Origin of the sequence: Bradyrhizobium sp. NBAIM14 (assembly GCF_020193895.1) — a bacterium.
Classification (GTDB): Bacteria; Pseudomonadota; Alphaproteobacteria; order Rhizobiales; family Xanthobacteraceae; genus Bradyrhizobium; species Bradyrhizobium yuanmingense.
Genome location: NZ_JADYVQ010000019.1, coordinates 87,561 through 101,375 on the forward strand (window position 1 = coordinate 87,561; position 13,815 = coordinate 101,375).

General features: G+C 64.1%; 14 protein-coding genes. 6 read left to right on the plus strand and 8 right to left on the minus strand.

Going from position 1 to position 13,815, the window contains the following annotated elements; all coding sequences use genetic code 11:
• The 3 genes from I6F28_RS30785 to I6F28_RS30795 are packed head-to-tail and all read right to left on the minus strand — an operon-like array spanning position 1 to position 3,527.
• A complete protein-coding gene (locus I6F28_RS30785; RefSeq protein WP_036007882.1) occupies positions 1-1,026 on the minus strand; it encodes an ABC transporter permease in 1,026 nt (341 codons plus the stop codon).
• Positions 1,023-2,540, minus strand: coding sequence for a sugar ABC transporter ATP-binding protein (locus tag I6F28_RS30790; protein WP_225142646.1), 1,518 nt, complete (start codon positions 2,538-2,540; stop codon positions 1,023-1,025). The genes I6F28_RS30785 and I6F28_RS30790 overlap by 4 nt, the downstream gene beginning before the upstream one ends.
• Before the next feature lie 33 nt (positions 2,541-2,573).
• The gene (locus tag I6F28_RS30795) at positions 2,574-3,527 is read right to left on the minus strand and encodes a sugar-binding protein (protein ID WP_036007875.1); all 954 of its coding nucleotides are present in this window, start codon (positions 3,525-3,527) and stop codon (positions 2,574-2,576) included.
• Between the two features lie 382 nt (positions 3,528-3,909).
• Between I6F28_RS30795 and I6F28_RS30800 the strand changes: the two genes are divergently transcribed.
• Together I6F28_RS30800 and I6F28_RS30805 are read left to right on the plus strand one after the other, a co-directional pair.
• The gene (locus I6F28_RS30800) at positions 3,910-4,077 is read left to right on the plus strand and encodes a hypothetical protein (RefSeq protein WP_225142648.1); all 168 of its coding nucleotides are present in this window, start codon (positions 3,910-3,912) and stop codon (positions 4,075-4,077) included.
• Positions 4,078-4,138: 61 nt separating this feature from the next.
• Complete coding sequence (locus tag I6F28_RS30805; protein WP_036007872.1) at positions 4,139-4,546, plus strand: hypothetical protein; 408 nt, start codon at positions 4,139-4,141, stop codon at positions 4,544-4,546.
• Positions 4,547-4,621: 75 nt separating this feature from the next.
• Here I6F28_RS30805 and I6F28_RS30810 read toward each other — a convergent pair whose 3' ends face one another.
• The gene (locus I6F28_RS30810; protein ID WP_057026611.1) at positions 4,622-5,197 is read right to left on the minus strand and encodes a YybH family protein; all 576 of its coding nucleotides are present in this window, start codon (positions 5,195-5,197) and stop codon (positions 4,622-4,624) included.
• Between the two features lie 79 nt (positions 5,198-5,276).
• On the opposite strand from I6F28_RS30810, the gene I6F28_RS30815 reads away from it, so the two are divergent.
• The 4 genes from I6F28_RS30815 to I6F28_RS30830 all read left to right on the plus strand — a co-directional run bounded on the left by I6F28_RS30815 (position 5,277) and on the right by I6F28_RS30830 (position 9,988).
• Entirely contained in the window at positions 5,277-6,230 is a 954-nt protein-coding gene (locus I6F28_RS30815) for a LysR family transcriptional regulator (protein WP_225142651.1), read from the plus strand.
• Positions 6,231-6,389: 159 nt separating this feature from the next.
• Positions 6,390-7,850: a GH1 family beta-glucosidase gene (locus I6F28_RS30820; RefSeq protein ID WP_225142653.1), complete on the plus strand. Its 1,461-nt coding sequence runs from the start codon at positions 6,390-6,392 to the stop codon at positions 7,848-7,850.
• Positions 7,851-8,107: 257 nt separating this feature from the next.
• The gene (locus I6F28_RS30825) at positions 8,108-9,340 is read left to right on the plus strand and encodes an acetyl-CoA C-acetyltransferase (RefSeq protein WP_225142655.1); all 1,233 of its coding nucleotides are present in this window, start codon (positions 8,108-8,110) and stop codon (positions 9,338-9,340) included.
• A gap of 345 nt (positions 9,341-9,685) precedes the next feature.
• Entirely contained in the window at positions 9,686-9,988 is a 303-nt protein-coding gene (locus tag I6F28_RS30830; RefSeq protein ID WP_018320691.1) for an HU family DNA-binding protein, read from the plus strand.
• A gap of 70 nt (positions 9,989-10,058) precedes the next feature.
• Here I6F28_RS30830 and I6F28_RS30835 read toward each other — a convergent pair whose 3' ends face one another.
• The 4 genes from I6F28_RS30835 to I6F28_RS30850 all read right to left on the minus strand — a co-directional run bounded on the left by I6F28_RS30835 (position 10,059) and on the right by I6F28_RS30850 (position 13,718).
• Positions 10,059-10,214, minus strand: a complete 156-nt coding sequence (locus I6F28_RS30835) for a hypothetical protein (protein WP_225142657.1) — start codon at positions 10,212-10,214, stop codon at positions 10,059-10,061.
• Between the two features lie 5 nt (positions 10,215-10,219).
• Positions 10,220-12,598: an endopeptidase La gene (gene lon, locus I6F28_RS30840; protein WP_225127643.1), complete on the minus strand. Its 2,379-nt coding sequence runs from the start codon at positions 12,596-12,598 to the stop codon at positions 10,220-10,222.
• Between the two features lie 8 nt (positions 12,599-12,606).
• Positions 12,607-12,990: an Hsp20/alpha crystallin family protein gene (locus I6F28_RS30845; RefSeq protein ID WP_024342525.1), complete on the minus strand. Its 384-nt coding sequence runs from the start codon at positions 12,988-12,990 to the stop codon at positions 12,607-12,609.
• A gap of 161 nt (positions 12,991-13,151) precedes the next feature.
• Positions 13,152-13,718, minus strand: a complete 567-nt coding sequence (locus I6F28_RS30850; RefSeq protein ID WP_036007836.1) for a YciE/YciF ferroxidase family protein — start codon at positions 13,716-13,718, stop codon at positions 13,152-13,154.
• Between the last annotated feature and the right edge of the window lie 97 nt (positions 13,719-13,815).

The following is a 13,815-nucleotide window of genomic DNA, read 5'->3' on the forward strand; positions in this document are numbered from 1 at the left end:
TCACTCCACCTTCACGCGCTCGAGCGGAGCCGCAGCGACGCTCGCCTGCTCCCGGCCTTTGGCCGCACTCGCGCGGTGGCGTCGCTGCACCAGATATTGATCGCCGAGCACGCCGACCAGGATCACCGTTCCCATCACCGCGAAATTGAGCGAGCTCGGAATCCCCAGCAGGTTGACGAGATTCTGCAGCACCTGGAGCAGCACGGTGCCGAGCACGACGCCGATGATCGAGCCTTCGCCGCCGCGCAAGGAGCAGCCGCCGAGCACGGCGGCGGCGATGGCGTAGAGCTCGTAGAACGAGCCGTGCACCGCCGGCGAAATCGAACGGGTGTACATCGCGATCAGGATCGCCGAAAACGCAGTCAGCCCGCCACAGATGACATAGGCCGAGATGATCACGCGGTTGGTGCGAATGCCGGAGTAGCGTGCGGCTTCCTCGTTCTTGCCGACGGCAAGAAGATAGCGGCCGAACACCGAGCGGTGAAGCACCACCCAGGCGATCACGGCCACCACGGCGAGCGCCACCACGCTGTGCGGCAGCGGGAATCCGAGCACGTTTGTGCGGCCGGCGGCCAGCCATTCCAGCATCGGAAAGCTCGCGCCGAAGCCGAAGCCCGCCGTCGCGTCCTCGGTGTAATAGCGCGCCGCGCCGCGATAGATCAGAAGGCCGCACAGCGTGACCACGAAAGCCTGGATCCGCATCCTGGTCACCAGCGTGCCATGAACCAGGCCGATCACGAGCCCGGCCGCGACGATCATCGCGAGGGCTACGACCCAGTTGACGTCGTGATTGACGATCAGGTCGATGAACAGGACGCCCAGCAGTGCGATCACCGAACCCACCGACAGCTCGATCCCGCCGATGATGATGATGAAGGCTTCGGCGATGGAGAAGATGCCGAACAACCCGATCTGGTTGGCGGTGTTCGAGAGATTGCCGACGTACAGGAATCTCGGATTGATCAGGGCGACAACGGTCCCGACCACCAGAATCAGAACGAGAAGGCTCAGGTCTTTCTTGCTCAAGGTCCCTCCGCCGTGATTGTGTGGCCAACGGCAAGCTGCAGCACATTGTGCTCACTGAACTGGCTGCGATCAAGGAAGCCCGAGATCGCGCCTTCATGCATCACCGCGAGCCGGTCGCTGACCCCGATCACCTCCTCCATGTCGCTGGAGATCATCAGGATCGCCACCCCGGCATCGGTCAGGCGGCGCAGCATGCCGTAGATTTCCTGCTTGGCTCCGACGTCGACCCCACGCGTCGGCTCGTCGACGATCAGCACCTTCGGCCGCATCGACAGCCATTTGGCGAGCACGACCTTCTGCTGGTTGCCTCCCGACAGCGAGCCGACGGCGGTCTTGACGTCGGGCGCGCGGATTTTTAGGCGCTCCCGCTGACGCACCGCGTTCTCGTTCTCGCGATCCGTATCCACCAGCCAGAAGCGCATATAGGACGCCAGATCCGGCAGCGAGATGTTTTCGGCGATCGAGACGTCGAGCAGCAGGCCGGCGCCCTTGCGGTCCTCCGGAACGAGATAGATGCCTTGCTCGATGGCGGCCCGTGGGCTTGCGATACGGATCGGCTCGCCATCGAGACGTATCGTGCCGCCACGCAGTGGGTCGATGCCGAAGACGGCGCGGGCGAGCTCGGTGCGGCCGGACCCGACGAGACCGGCAAGCCCGAGGATCTCGCCGCGGCGGACCGACAGGCTCACGGCCCGGCCGGGATAGGTGTCGGTGACGGCATCGACGATCTCCAGCACGCTGGCGCCGGGCGGCGCGGCCGGCGGAACGTAGAGCGATTTCAGGTCGCGGCCGATCATCAAGCGGATCATCGCCGCCGGAGAGAGCTCCGCACGCGTCAGCGCGCCGACCACGCGACCGTCGCGCAGCACGACCGCACGGTCGGCGCACTGCATCACCTCGTTGAGCCGATGCGTGATGAAGATGATGCTGACGCCGTGGGCTTTCAGGCCGGCCACGGTGCGCATCAGGCGGTCCGTCTCGGCGAGCGTCAGGCTCGAGGTCGGCTCGTCCATGATGACGAGACGAGCGTCGAGCGAAAGCGCCTTCATGATTTCGACCAGCTGGCGCTGCGCCAGCGACAGGTCGGCGAGCGGCGCATCGGCCGCGAAATCGCAGCCCAGCCGCTCCAGCAGCGGCGCGACATCGGCATACATCCGTTTGCGGTCGATCAGCCGCAAGGGCCCGCCGTGCACGGGCTCGCGGCCGATGAAGACGTTGCCGGCGACATCGAGATTGTCGAACAGGTTCAGTTCCTGATGGACGAAGGCGATGCCCGCCTTGATCGCATCCGCCACGGTGAGCGAAGATCGCGCGGCGCCATCGACACGAATAAAGCCGCCGCTGGGCTCCACGACCCCGCCGAGCACGCGCATCAGCGTCGACTTGCCGGCGCCGTTCTCGCCGATCAGCGCAACGACCTCGCCGGGCGACACCTGGAGACCGACGTGGTCGAGGGCGACCACGCCTGGATAGCTCTTGCTGATGTCGACCAGTTCGAGAAACGGTTCTGGCATGGCAGGCTGCACGGCGGGCAGCGCGGATCTCTCCTATTTCTTCAGCATCTGCTTCATCGAGGCCATGAACTCGTCGACATTCGCCTTTTCGATGACCTTGCCGGGCACGATGATGATACCGTTAGCCGGAATGCCGGACTTGTTGCCGCCGATGTAGTTCGCCATCAGCTTCATGCCCTGATAGCCCCATTCGAACGGCTGCTGCACCACCGTGCCGACGATGCTGCCTTCCTTGACGCCACCGAGCGTAATCGGATCCTCGTCGAAGCCGATGATCTTGATCTTGCCGAGCTTGCCGGCCTCCTTGAGCACCTCGTAGATCCGCGGTGTGTTGTAGGAGTAGAAGCCGACGAGGCAGCTCACATCGGGCATGGCGGCGAGGATGTCCTCGACGTTGCGCTTGGCGCGGGTCTGGTCGATCTCGTCGCCGCGAACGTCGACGAGCTCGACCTTCGAGCCTTTGAGCGTCTCCTTCACGCCTTCGATGCGCTCGCGTGCGTTGTCGGCGCCGGGTAGGCCGACGAAGCCGACGCATTTGCCGCCGTTCGGCAGCGCCTTGACCATCAGCTTTCCTGCCTCCTTGCCGAGGTCGGTGTTGGAGGAGCCGATATAGGCCACGCGCTTGGATTTCGGCGCGTCGCTGTCGGTGGTGAACAGCACGGTCTGGGACGCAACCTTGTTGAGATGCTCGGTCTGGTTCTTTGGATCGACTGCGCTGACCATGATGCCGGCGGCACCGGCGGCGACGAGGTCGTCCATCACGCGCTGCTGCACGGCGGCCGCAGCCTGTTCCGGATATTTGAACTGGAGCTCGTAGTTGGGCAGCTCGCCCTGCGCCTTCTTCATCCCGGCCTCGGCGATCTTCCAGAAGTCGGACGCCCCGTTGACGACGAAGGCCAGAACCTTCTTGTCCGCCGCATCCGTCGGGCCGACACCCGCTGCGATCGCGAAGGCAACAGACACACCTGCAACCAAGAGACGCTGCATATCATTCCTCCCCTAAGGCGGTCGGCCCTTTTTGATGGCCAACTCTGCTTGAACCCAGATTGGGCGCATGCCTCACCCCCAGCGGCACGGCAATCAGCCGCTACCCGCATCGTTGCGGCAGAGGCGGGTCACCAACCCGGCCGGCGAGGTGAAATGAGGCACGTACCTCAAGCTAGCAGAAGCCCGCCGCGCACGCAATTGGAAGCAACGGTCTGGACGTCAACCGCCGCGCTCAGGCTGGTGTCGCCGGTCCCACGGCAGCCTTTTCGGGCAATCCGCAAGCCGGCCGCGCCTTTAACCGATTGGAAACCATCGCAAATGATCTGAAAATTGTAACGAAACTCTCCGGCCGTCTCCGCGTCGGTTCGCCGGAGGGCCCGTGATGACTGAGCAGCAGTTGAGAGAGCAGGAATTCCAGATTGCGCGGTACCGGCATCTGGAACGCGAGGTGACCGATCCGCTTGCAGCGTGTCTGCTTCACAGCATCATCGAGGAGCTCGAGGCCGAGCTGCGCAAGCAAAGACCGGATTGGCACGGGCCCGATCATTAACCGTTTATTGGCGCTAATGATGCCAATTGTCGGCGTGGGAATACCAGGGGAGGCTGCTCCCATGCTGAAGGACGGCACCTACGCCGCTTGGTACAAGACGCCCATCGACCAGGGTACCGGGATCGTCCATGTCGCAGACGGCCAGATCTGGGGCCGTGACAGCCTGATGACCTATCACGGCACCTGCCAGATCGATGGAGATCGCTTCACCGCAACCGTATTGACGAAGCGTCACACCGACGGACGCGCCACCGTGTTCGGCAACGATCAAGAGCTGACGTTGACGATCGAGGGAAGCTGCCCTGGCAAGATCGCGACCTACACCGCGACAGCACCTCAGGCGCCGGGCATGATCCTCCACGGAACGCTCATCCTCAGGGAACAACAGCCGCCCCCACCTGAACCACCAGGGCAGATGCCGGCATTCAATCCCGACAAGCTGCCGAAATTGCCGAAGCGCTCGCGCTGATCATCGCGACGAAATCGCACGTCGTCTCGACTGGCCGCCGGCCGGCTCCGAATCCAGCTCATCTGCAGCGCTTCGTCATTTTTCCTCCGGCCATCCCCGGGCGAGTATCGCCGCCTGTTGCAAGGTGATGCTTCGGACCAGCGGGTCCGCATGACGGTGCACGAGTTGCCAATCCGTGCCGTCCTTGCGGTAGACTTCGGTCACGCGCAGCGACCAGTCTTGAGCCGGCAACCCGCCCACCTCGGCGCGCTGGCGCTCGACCATGACGAGAGCGACGAGCGCGTCGGATGCATAGGTTTGCAAAACCTCAAGTTCGGTTTGGCCTTCCCTGAAGTATCGGGAGAGGGCAGCCAGACGCTGGGGACTAGCGTCGAATCCCCGACTCGTAGGCCCGCCAAAGGGCTGCATCAGCGTGAAATCGGGCGCGATGCGGACAAGCTGGGACCAGCGGTCCACATCGCCACGCATGAAGGCGGCATTCTTCTCGCGGGCGCGTTCGATGAGGCCTGCTATCGCGTCGCTTCCAGCGGCCGCATCGGCCGAAAGCTGACCGGACAGGGGAATTGCTGCGGTAGCGGCCATCATCGAGCGCCGCGATATCTTTTCCTGCTCGCATGGCCACCTGTTCAGCCCGGACGGTTTGTTGGTCATTTCTCAGCTCCTGATCGAACGACTAGGCCCATGCATGAAGCCTTGATCCTAATGAATCCAGCGATATGATTTCAGCAACATGCTGAACCAAATTGATCTATCCAGGATTGATCTGAATCTCCTCGTGCTCTTCCGCGTGGTCCTGGAAGAGCGCCATGTCGCGCGTGCAGCCGCTCGGCTGAGCCTGACGCCGTCGGCTGTCAGCCATGCGCTCGGCCGGCTCCGTCTTCTGCTGAACGATCCGCTGTTTCTGCGGACCCCGAAGGGGGTCGTTCCAACGGAACGGGCCTTGGATCTTGGAGAGCCGGTGGCCGAGATCATCGCGCGCGTCGAACAGCTGATCGGCTCGGCCACACCGTTCGACCCGGAGCAAAGTGGCCGTCGATTTACGATTGGCGCTCCCGATGCCGTACTGGTCTCAGCGATCGGTCCGCTGTTGCAATCGATCGCGACTGCGGCGCCCCACATTGATATCGGGCTGATCCACCTGATGCCTGCGCCGCGCGGTGGCGCAATCGGGGAGCCTTGGCAGCAAAGCCTAGACATGCTCGAACGACGCGAGCTCGATATCGCAATGCTGCCGCTGCCGGCGGTATCACCGCGTTTCGAGGCGCGCAGGCTTTACGAGGAGGAGTTCGTGCTGGCCATGCGCAAGGGACATCCCTTCGCAAAAGCGCCAACCCATGCTGCGTTCGCGCGATCACAGCACCTGCTGGTCTCTCTCAGTGGGGAACCGCGCGGTTTCGTTGATGAGATGTTGGCAAAGCGCGGCCTCGAACGCCGCATCGCTTTGACTGTTCCGAATTTCATGATGGCGCTTGCCCAGCTTTCCGGGTCTGATTTGATCGCCGCATTGCCGCGCCGACTGGTGGAGCAGTACGCCAGCCGTTTCGGCCTCGTGTTGGTCGAGCTGCCTTTCGCGCGCAAACCGGATACGATCCGGGCCATCGCGACCAAAGCGGCTATGAAAGACGCGGGCATCGCGTGGCTGATGCAGATTGTGGTCGGTTCAATCGGAGCAGGCCGACGCTAGAATCCGGTTTGAACTCAATAGGCGTTCATCTCGGCAAGGGAACGGCATTTTGCTGCCGCGCCTGCGGTGGCGGATCTGGGACCTCCTGCACCCGCTTCTCAAATCGCCCGGAACTGTTCATTGTGCCGGCCCGAAACGAAAAGAAGTGGAGCAGCATCAATGACGGAGGGGGTCTCGCGCCGCCGGTTTGCCAAGCTGGCGGGATTGTCCGCAGCTGGGATTGCGAGTCCCCTTGTCGCCGAAGCCAAGCCGGCTCGGCCGCCGCGCAATGCAGGCGGTTTTCCGGCGGGCTTTCTCTGGGGCACGGCGACCTCGTCCTATCAGGTCGAGGGCGCGGTCGAGGAGGACGGGCGAGGGGCCTCGATCTGGGACAAGTTCGTCCGCATCCCCGGCAAGATCGAGGACGGCACCACCGGCGACCGCGCCAACGAGCACTATCACCGCTACAAGGAGGACATCGCCCTCATCAAGGAGCTCGGCTGCAAGGCCTATCGCTTCTCGGTGGCCTGGCCGCGGCTGTTCCCGGACGGCGACGGCAAGCCCAATCCGAAGGGGCTCGACTTCTACAATCGTCTCGTCGACGAGCTCCTGAAGAACGGCATCGAGCCGTGGCTGACCCTTTATCATTGGGATCTGCCCCAGTCGCTCGAGGACCGGTTCGGCGGTTGGCGTTCGACCGAGACCTGCAAGATCTTCGGCGACTACGCGGCCTATGTCGCCGCGCACCTCACCGACCGCGTCAGGAACGTGTTCACGTTGAACGAGAGCGGGCGCTTCGTCTATTTCGGTTACGGCGTCGGCATCGACGCGCCGGGCTTGAAGCTGCCGCAAGCCGATGTCAATCAGATCAGGCACAACAGTGCGCTGGCGCACGGGCTCGCGGTGCAGGCGGTGCGAGCCCATGGCCGCCGCGGCACCAGGGTGGGGCCGGCGGAGAACATCGATGCCTGCGCGCCTGCCTTCGACACGCCGGAAAACGTGCGGGCCGCGGAGACCGCGCTGCGCGAGATGAATGCCGGCTATCTCAACGTCATCATGACGGGCCGCTATACCGACGCCTTCCTGAAATACGCCGGGTCCAACGCGCCGAAATACACCGATGCGGAGCTCAAGATCATCTCTTCGCCGGTCGATTTTCTCGGTCTCAACATCTATGCGCCGCAGAACTACGTGGTGGCGTCCGACCAGGGCGCGGGCTTCAAGCCGCTGCCGATCCCGAAATCGTTCCCGCACATGAATTCTGACTGGCTGCGCGTCGGGCCCGAGACGATCTACTGGGTGCCGAAGCTGGCGGCGAAGATCTGGAAGACGGATGCGATCTATATCAGCGAGAACGGCACCTCCGGCGACGATGTGGTGTCGCCCGACGGCAAGATCTACGACACCGACCGCATCATGTATCTGCGCAACTATCTCGCCCAGCTCCAGCGCGCCACCGACGAGGGCGTGCCGGTGCGCGGCTATTTCCTCTGGAGCCTGATGGACAATTTCGAGTGGGTGTATGGCCTCAACAAGCGTTTCGGGCTGTACCACGTCAATTTTGACAACCAGGTCCGCACCGCAAAACTCAGCGCCAGCTTCTACCGCAACGTGATCGCGAAGAACGCGGCGGGGGTGTAGCTGCTTTCTTCCCTATCGAGCCGTCCGAGATATCCTGAGAGATCGCCATGCCCGCGCTTGTCCCGGGCATCCACGTTCTTCCTGCCCGGAGCAAAGGGTGGATGGCCGGGACAAGCCCGGCCATGACGTCGCTGAGGCTTTCGTGTAGCGGAAAATCTGGGTGAGGGCGGGAGAAACCGTGTAGCGCCGCGCATTGACTCTCTTCTTCCCCTTATTCAAAACCGTTCTGAACACCCATAAACAAGAGGACGACGCCAATGCCTGACGCGCTGATCATTGATGCCTGCCGCACGCCGCGGGGCATCGGCAAGGCCGGCAAGGGAGCCCTGTCGGGCATTCATCCGCAGCAGCTCGGGGCGACCGTGCTGCGCGCACTCGCCGACCGCACCGGCATCGATACCGTCGACGTCGATGATATCGTCTGGGGCTGCAGCGCGCAGGTGGCAACGCAAAGCGGCGATCTCGGCCGCATGTCGGCGCTCGATGCCGGCTACGACGTGCGTGCCAGCGCGGTGACGCTGGATCGTTTTTGCGGCAGCGGCATCACCAGCGTCAACATGGCGGCAAACTCGATCATGGCCGGTGCTGAGGATCTCGTCATCGCCGGCGGCTGCGAGATGATGTCGATGGAGGGACGCCGCGGCGGCGGTCCGATGATGATGGACGGCGGCAATCTGCGCCTGCGGGCACGGCATCCGCAGTCGCATCAGGGCGTCTGCGCCGACGCGATCGCGACGCTGGAGGGCATCACCCGAAGGGACGTCGACGCGCTCGGGTTGGAGAGCCAGAAGCGCGCCGCGCATGCGATCGCGAACGGCCACTTCAAGAACAGCCTCGTGCCTGTTTACCGCGAGGACGGCAGTCTGGCGCTGGATCATGAAGAATACCCACGGCCGCAGACCACGATGGAAGGCCTCAGCAGCCTGAAGCCGGCATTCCCCGCCGTCGCGGACTACGCGCTCGACGACAAGGGCACGACCTATCGCGGCCTGATCCTGCAAAAGTACCCTGATCTCGAAATCGACTTCGTGCATCACGCCGGCAACTCCTCCGGCGTCGTCGACGGCGCTGCTGCGATCCTTTTGGCCTCGCCCGCTTATGCCAAGGCGCATGGCCTTAAAGCCCGGGCCCGCGTGGTCGCGATGGCCAACATGGGGGACTCGCCGACCCTCATGCTGAACGCACCGGTGCCGGCAACGCGCAAGGTGCTGGCCAAGGCGGGGCTCACCATCGACGATATCGACCTGTTCGAGATCAACGAGGCCTTCGCCGTGGTGGCGGAAAAATATATCCGCGACCTCAAGCTCGATCGGGCCAAGGTCAACGTCAACGGCGGCTCGATCGCGCTCGGCCACCCCATCGGCGCCACCGGCTCGATCCTGATCGGCACCGTGCTCGACGAGCTCGAACGGCGCGACCTCAAGCGCGGTCTTGTCACCATGTGCGCCGCCGGCGGCATGGCGCCGGCCATCATCATCGAGCGCGTCTAGCCAATCGCCCACTGACTTTCTCCCCATTTTTACGGGGAAGAAGACCGGCGACCAGCGATCCGACCCTTATTTTTCAGGGTGAAACACGACCGGCCTCTCATAAAGAGGCCGGTCGTCGCTTGTCGAAAGCGGCGAATCAGTTCTAGCAAGGTTGCGTGCGGGCCTTTGAAACAAGGCAAAAACCGCTGCCCGAGGCTTCCTCCGCTCTGGAAGTAGCTAAAAAGCAGGGTTTTTTGTCACAGCAGGCCAGAAAAGCCCGTAATTTCGCGACAAAACTGTGCAGAAGGCTATAGGCCTTCAACGGTTGGTCTAATATGCAACCGGCAACGAATCAGAGGAGACACGATGCCGACCCAGATGTCCAAATCGCAATTGATCGAAAAGATTGCGACCGCCACCGAGCTTTCCAAGCGTGACGTCAAGAACGTCATGGAGACGCTGACCGACGTCGGCCACAAGGAGCTCAAGAAGAACGGCCTGTTCCTGGTGCCGGGCTTCGCCAAGTTCGTGGTCATCAAGAAGCCCGCGACCAAGGCGCGCAAGGGCACCAACCCGTTCACGGGTGAAGAGATGATGTTCAAGGCCAAGCCGGCCCGGAAGATCGTCCGCGCCCGCCCGGTCAAGGCCGCCAAGGACGCCGTGGGCTAACAACGCAAAGGCCCCCTCGAACGAGGGGGCCTTTTGTCTGGGGCTGCCGCGAGGGTTCGAGACGGAGGGCTCAACCCTTGCGGCGCTTCACTCGGACCGTAGCAGGCTGAAGCCGCGGCTCGGGTCCTGCGAGCGTATCGCGAATCCGGTCGATCGCGCGATCGAGCAATTGGCGCAGCCGCTGCGTCTTCCGCGACCGCTTCGCTCTTTCCAGCAGTTTCTTCATCGCCTTTACTCCGCCGCTTCCTTGGCTTCAGCCGGCTCGAGCGCCGCGGCGATGGCTTCGTCGACGCGCTCCAGCCAGATGAACTCGAGGGTGTCCCGCGCGCTCTTCGGGATGTCGTCATAGTCCCGCTTGTTGCGCGCCGGCAGCATCACCCGCTTCAGGCCGGCAGCAGCCGCAGCCACCACCTTCTCCTTGATGCCGCCGACCGGCAGCACCAGGCCGCGCAGCGAGATCTCGCCGGTCATCGCGGTGTCACTCCTCACCGTGCGGTTGGTGAGCAGGGAGGTCAGCGCCGTGAACATCGCAACGCCCGCGCTCGGCCCGTCCTTCGGGGTTGCGCCCGCGGGGACGTGAACGTGGATGTCGCTCTTCTCGAACGCTTGCGGATCGATGCCGAGCTGAGAGGCCCGGCTCTTCACCAGCGTCAGCGCAGCCTGCACGCTCTCGCGCATGACGTCGCCGAGCTGGCCGGTCAGGATCAGCCCGCCCTTGCCGGGCACGCGCGTGGCTTCGATGAACAGGATGTCACCGCCGACCGGCGTCCAGGCAAGGCCGGTGGCAACGCCCGGAACGCTGGTGCGCAGTGCGATCTCGCCCTCGAAGCGCGGCTGGCCGAGCACGGTGGCGATGTCCTTTGCCGTCACCGTGACCTTCGCGGCCGTGCCTTCGGCGACCTGCACCGCGGCATGCCGGAGCACCTTGCCGATCTCGCGCTCGAGGTTACGCACGCCAGCCTCGCGGGTGTAGCCCTTGACGATCAGCTTCAAGGCTTCCGGCTCGATCTCGGCCTGCTCGGCCGAGAGGCCGTTGGCCTCCAACTGCCGCCGCACCAAATAGCGCCGCGCGATCTCCAGCTTCTCGTCCTCGGTGTAGCCGGCGAGGCTGATCAGCTCCATGCGGTCCAGCAGCGGACCCGGGATCTGGTCGAGCATGTTGGCGGTCGCGATGAACACGACGCGCGACAGGTCGAAGGGCACGCCGAGATAATTGTCCCGGAACGTCCCGTTCTGCTCGGGGTCGAGCACCTCCAGCATCGCGGCGGACGGATCGCCCTGCACGCCACGGCCCATCTTGTCGATCTCGTCCAGCATCATGACGCAATTCCGCGCGCCCGCCTTCTTGATGCCCTGGATGATGTTGCCGGGCAACGCGCCGATATAGGTGCGGCGGTGACCGCGGATCTCGGCCTCGTCATGCACGCCGCCGAGGCTGACGCGCACGAAGGGGCGATCCATCGCGCGCGCGATGGATTGGCCGAGCGAGGTCTTGCCGACGCCGGGCGGGCCGACGAAGCACAGGATCGGCGCCTTGCCCTGCGGGGCGAGCTTGCGCACCGCCAGATATTCGATGATCCGGCTCTTGATCTTCTCCAGGCCGAAATGGTCGGCATCCAGGATGGCTCGCGCCTCCTTGATGTCGATCGGCTTCTCCGCGGGCAGCGCCCAGGGCAGCTCGATCAGCCAGTCCAGATAGGTGCGGACCATGCCGGCCTCGCCGGCGGCCTCCGGCATGCGCTCGTAGCGGCGCAGCTCCTTCTTGGCATGCGCTTCCGCCTCCGGCGGCATGTTGGCCTTGGCGATCGCAGCCGTCAGCTCGGTGACCTCGGCCTGCTTGCCGTCGCCTTCGCCCAGTTGGCGCTGGATCGTCGCCATCTGCTCGCGCAGGATCGCCTCGCGCTGCCGCTCGTCGAAGGAGGCCTTGGTCTGCTGGCCGATTTCGTTGCTGATGCGCAGCACCTCCAGCCGCTCGGCCAGGTGCTTCGACACCTTCTCCACGCGAAGAGCCAGGTCGATGGTCTCCAGCACCTCCTGCTTGTCCTGCGGCTTGATGTCCATGAACGACGTTGCCAGATCCGCCAGCGCGCCGGGCGCGCTGGTGCCCTGGAACATCGCGGCGAGCTCGGGCGGCGCCTGCGGCAGCAGCTCGATCGCCTCGATGGCCTGGCGCTGCAGGTTCAGCGCGCGGGCCTCGATCTCGGGCGAGGTCGTGGTCGGCTCGGGGATCTGCTGGAAGCGCGCGGCCGGGAACGGCGTCCCCGGCAGGAAGTCGAGGATGCGCGCGCGCTGCACGCCCTGGCAGACGATGTGATGGGTGCCGTCGGGCGCGGTGATGTAGCGCACGATGTTGGCGATGGTTGCGACCCTGTAGAGGTCGTCCGGCCCGGGGTCATTGGTCTCGGGGCTGCGCTGCAGGACGATGCCAATCGGCCGCTGCTCGCGCAGCGCCTGCTGCGCGGCGGCAATGGACTTCGCCCGGCCGATCGTGATCGGCGCGATCGCGCCGGGAAACAGCACCATCTCGCGCACGGGGACGATGATCAGCGCGTCGTCGGGGATCTTCACGTCGTTATTGCTTTGTTCGTTGTTCATCTGTTCGGTGGCCATGATCGACCTCAGGATTTCGCGAGGCGCAGTGCGACGCAGCCGTCCATCACGAAGCGGCTGATGGCGTAACGGCCGAGGGGCAATGCAATGCGGCGCTCAAAACGCCCTTGCGGCAGCTCGAGCCGATGGATGCGGGCGTTGCGAAGCTCCGGCGGGAGGGTGCGCTGACCCGAGATGACGAGCACGCCGTCATGGATGACGGTCTCGACATTGTCCGGATTGACGCCGGGAAGCGCGACCAGGATCAGGAGCTCGCGCTCGGTCTCGAGCACGTCGATCGGCGGCTCCCAGCAGGCTTCCTGGCGGCCGAACTGCTGGCGCAGCCGATCGGCGCGGGTCAGCGAGTCCAGGGCTTCGGACAGCATCCAGTCGAGGGGATTTTTGGGTTGCATGATGCAGGCTCTGGGGTGGGAAAGCCTGCATATGGGGCCGGTTCCAAGGAAATCCAGTGCGGAAATCCAGTGCAGTGGCGCTGACGTGTTATGCGCCGCCGTGCGATCAAGGCAAGCGAACGCCGCGGCGTGGCCGCGACGTTCCGTTCATTGGCAGGGGGTCAGGCTGCGGCGCGGTACTCTTGTTCCGCTTCGAGGTTGATCACGGAGGTGGCGAGCTCGGTCAGCGTGCGATCGGTTGCCTCTTCCTCGTCCAGCGTCTCCTGGAGCAGCCTTGCGGCGTCCTGCATGCCGAGCTCCTCGGCCCAGGTGCGCAGCGTGCCGTAGCGGGAGATCTCGTAATGCTCGACCGACTGCGCTGACGCGAGCAGTCCGGCATCGAGCGCCGGCGCGCCCTTGAACTCCTTCATGATCTCGGCGCCCTCGTCGGCAATGCCGTTGATGGCCTCGCAGGGCTTGCCGCGCGCCGGCTTGCCCAGCATCTTGAAGATCTGGTCGAGCCGTTTGACCTGCCCTTGGGTCTCGCGCAAATGCTTGTTGAAGGCGGCCGTAAGCTCCTTGGAATTCGCGGCCTTGGCCATCTTGGGCAGGGTCTTGATGATCTTGTTCTCGGCGAAATAGATGTCCTTCAGCGTCTCCAGAAACAGGTCGCTGAGCATCTTCGGCGCCTGACGCGGCCGGCGCGCCGCGGTCTTCTTTGTCGTGCGTTTCTTCGCTCGTTTAGCCATACGTCCTCCTCATGAGGTAACACGGGAAGGCCTCGCCCTCCTCAATCCTCGGGCGATCAAAGCCGCTCCATGAACGAAAGTTCCAAACTGCCACCCG

Excerpts from the sequence above, each read along its gene's own strand:
- I6F28_RS30790 (WP_225142646.1), bottom strand. The coding sequence starts at position 2,540 with ATGCCAGAACCGTTTCTCGAACTGGTCGACATCAGCAAGAGCTATCCA.
- I6F28_RS30795 (WP_036007875.1), bottom strand. The coding sequence starts at position 3,527 with ATGCAGCGTCTCTTGGTTGCAGGTGTGTCTGTTGCCTTCGCGATCGCA.
- I6F28_RS30800 (WP_225142648.1), top strand. The coding sequence starts at position 3,910 with ATGACTGAGCAGCAGTTGAGAGAGCAGGAATTCCAGATTGCGCGGTAC.
- I6F28_RS30805 (WP_036007872.1), top strand. The coding sequence starts at position 4,139 with ATGCTGAAGGACGGCACCTACGCCGCTTGGTACAAGACGCCCATCGAC.
- I6F28_RS30810 (WP_057026611.1), bottom strand. The coding sequence starts at position 5,197 with ATGACCAACAAACCGTCCGGGCTGAACAGGTGGCCATGCGAGCAGGAA.
- I6F28_RS30815 (WP_225142651.1), top strand. The coding sequence starts at position 5,277 with ATGCTGAACCAAATTGATCTATCCAGGATTGATCTGAATCTCCTCGTG.
- I6F28_RS30820 (WP_225142653.1), top strand. The coding sequence starts at position 6,390 with ATGACGGAGGGGGTCTCGCGCCGCCGGTTTGCCAAGCTGGCGGGATTG.
- I6F28_RS30825 (WP_225142655.1), top strand. The coding sequence starts at position 8,108 with ATGCCTGACGCGCTGATCATTGATGCCTGCCGCACGCCGCGGGGCATC.
- I6F28_RS30830 (WP_018320691.1), top strand. The coding sequence starts at position 9,686 with ATGCCGACCCAGATGTCCAAATCGCAATTGATCGAAAAGATTGCGACC.
- I6F28_RS30835 (WP_225142657.1), bottom strand. The coding sequence starts at position 10,214 with ATGAAGAAACTGCTGGAAAGAGCGAAGCGGTCGCGGAAGACGCAGCGG.
- lon (WP_225127643.1), bottom strand. The coding sequence starts at position 12,598 with ATGGCCACCGAACAGATGAACAACGAACAAAGCAATAACGACGTGAAG.
- I6F28_RS30845 (WP_024342525.1), bottom strand. The coding sequence starts at position 12,990 with ATGCAACCCAAAAATCCCCTCGACTGGATGCTGTCCGAAGCCCTGGAC.
- I6F28_RS30850 (WP_036007836.1), bottom strand. The coding sequence starts at position 13,718 with ATGGCTAAACGAGCGAAGAAACGCACGACAAAGAAGACCGCGGCGCGC.